The following is a 2,118-nucleotide window of genomic DNA, read 5'->3' as shown; positions in this document are numbered from 1 at the left end:
TGACACCAATGTACGGGCGAATTGCAATTCGCCCCTACAAATATCTACTAACATACGGGCGAAAAATTTTTCGCTCCTACAATACAAACATCAATATATGGGCGAAATTGCAATTCATTGCGTCTTTTCGTTTCATTTCTGCATATTTCTTTATAAAACAATAAACAATCCTTTAAATATAACGTTTGTTTAACACATTGTTAAGACGAATTAACAATCAGATAGCCTACCTTTGTGGTATACAATATATAAATAACTATTTTATATCAAAAAAAATAAGAATTACACCAAGAAAAAATGCAATTGCACCAAGCAGAAAAGCAATTGCACCGAGTAAAAATAGAAGTGTACCAAGAAAAAATAAAATATAACTAAATTTTTTAACCTATGGGAAAGTATTATTCAAACCAGCAGATTTTACAAGATTATGGTATCTTGTTTGAGAACATCAAAACCCAAACTGAATTAGCTTCGGAATTGGCAGAGTATGGCTATGACGACACTGAAATAGCCAAAGGTAAAGCATTATATGATAAGGCTTTGGAAGAATATCAAAAGAACATCAAAGAATCACAGGAAGAAACTTCTTCTTATGCAGTATTTTCACAAAAAATGGAAAAGCTCACGGAAGTATATGCAACCGACCGCAAAAAGGTTCGCATCATCTATAAAGACCAAGATGATGTACTGAAAAACCTTCGTCTGAAAGGAAAAAGTTCACGTGTGTTGGCAAATATATTAGATGATATTCGGATTTTATACGTTACTTTAAAGGAAAAATCCGAGCTTTTAACCCCCGTGAAGCGCCTGAAAATTGATGAAACTCATCTGGAATCACAGCTTGAAAAACTGCAAGAAGCAGAGAAGGCATACTCTATTTATATCAAGGAAAAGGGTGAAAGCCAGCAAGCTACGAAAAATAAAAACAAAGCCCTTTCGGATTTAGAAAAATGGGTGCGTGAGTTTTATGCCATTGCGAAAATAGCTTTGGAGGACAAACCTCAGTTATTGGAATCGCTGGGAAAGAGTGTCAGATAACAGAGGCGGGGTAATTATTAGTATACAAACGTAGAGGCGAAACATTTTTTGCCCAAATAGATTGTACATCACATAGGGGCATATTGCACACATCTGTAAGGGCGAATTGCAATTCGCCCCTACGAAACACGCCATAAAAATCGTTTTGTTATGGTTAAAATTCATAACGCAATCTGATTTTCTTCATTGTAACTACTTTAAAATAATTACTTTGCAAAAATATTTTTAATTTATAATGCCTTTTTGAGAAAGAGGACGTATTAATTATTTTTTCTGTTGTATTTTTGCCAAGTTATTCAATTGAGATTTACAAAGAAATTGAAAAAATTAAGTCAAAACAGAAAATAGTATAAACTAAAAAGACAGCTTATGAAATTTTTTATCGACACGGCTAATTTAGCCCAAATCCGTGAGGCTCAGGATTTAGGAATTTTAGACGGAGTAACCACCAATCCGTCGTTAATGGCAAAGGAAGGCATTACGGGAGCCGACAATATTTTAAAACATTACGTAGATATTTGTAACATAGTTGATGGCGACGTTTCAGCGGAGGTAATTGCAACCGATTTTGAAGGCATCGTAAAAGAAGGCAAAAAACTAGCATCACTGCACCCGCAAATCGTGGTGAAAGTACCGATGATTAAAGACGGTATCAAAGCCATTAAACACTTCACCGACAACGGAATACGAACCAACTGCACGTTAGTGTTTTCGGCAGGGCAGGCTCTGTTGGCAGCCAAAGCGGGCGCCACATATGTATCGCCTTTTATCGGAAGGTTGGATGATATTTCCAGCGATGGACTTACATTAATTGAAGATATCCGACTTATATATGACAATTACGGATTTGAAACTGAAATTTTGGCAGCTTCTGTCCGTCATACGATGCATATTTTGCAATGCGCTAAAATAGGTGCCGATGTAATCACAGCTCCTTTGTCGGCAATTATGGGATTATTAAAACATCCGCTGACCGATAGCGGTTTAGCACAGTTTTTAGCCGATTATAAAAAAGGAAATCAATAAAACAATTAACAATTTTTCAAATAACAATTAACAATGGTTTCAATGAACAAATAA

General features: G+C 35.5%; 2 protein-coding genes. Both read left to right on the top strand.

The features are described 5' to 3' along the window. The first annotated feature begins 387 nt into the window (after positions 1–387). Positions 388–1,038, top strand: a complete 651-nt coding sequence (locus Q4D72_RS12095) for a hypothetical protein (RefSeq protein ID WP_303078194.1) — start codon at positions 388–390, stop codon at positions 1,036–1,038. 369 nt (positions 1,039–1,407) lie between these two features. Beyond that, complete coding sequence (fsa, locus tag Q4D72_RS12090) at positions 1,408–2,064, top strand: fructose-6-phosphate aldolase (RefSeq protein ID WP_303078192.1); 657 nt, start codon at positions 1,408–1,410, stop codon at positions 2,062–2,064. Positions 2,065–2,118 lie beyond the last annotated feature (54 nt).

Source organism: Capnocytophaga sp. (assembly GCF_030532915.1).
In the GTDB taxonomy this organism is placed as follows: domain Bacteria; phylum Bacteroidota; class Bacteroidia; order Flavobacteriales; family Flavobacteriaceae; genus Capnocytophaga.
The sequence above is the reverse complement of the archived record's forward strand: the minus strand, read 5'-3'. Positions and strand labels throughout refer to the sequence as shown.

Bases quoted from the DNA above. Each gene is read 5' to 3' on its own strand.
- Q4D72_RS12095 (WP_303078194.1), top strand. From the start codon at position 388: ATGGGAAAGTATTATTCAAACCAGCAGATTTTACAAGATTATGGTATC.
- fsa (WP_303078192.1), top strand. From the start codon at position 1,408: ATGAAATTTTTTATCGACACGGCTAATTTAGCCCAAATCCGTGAGGCT.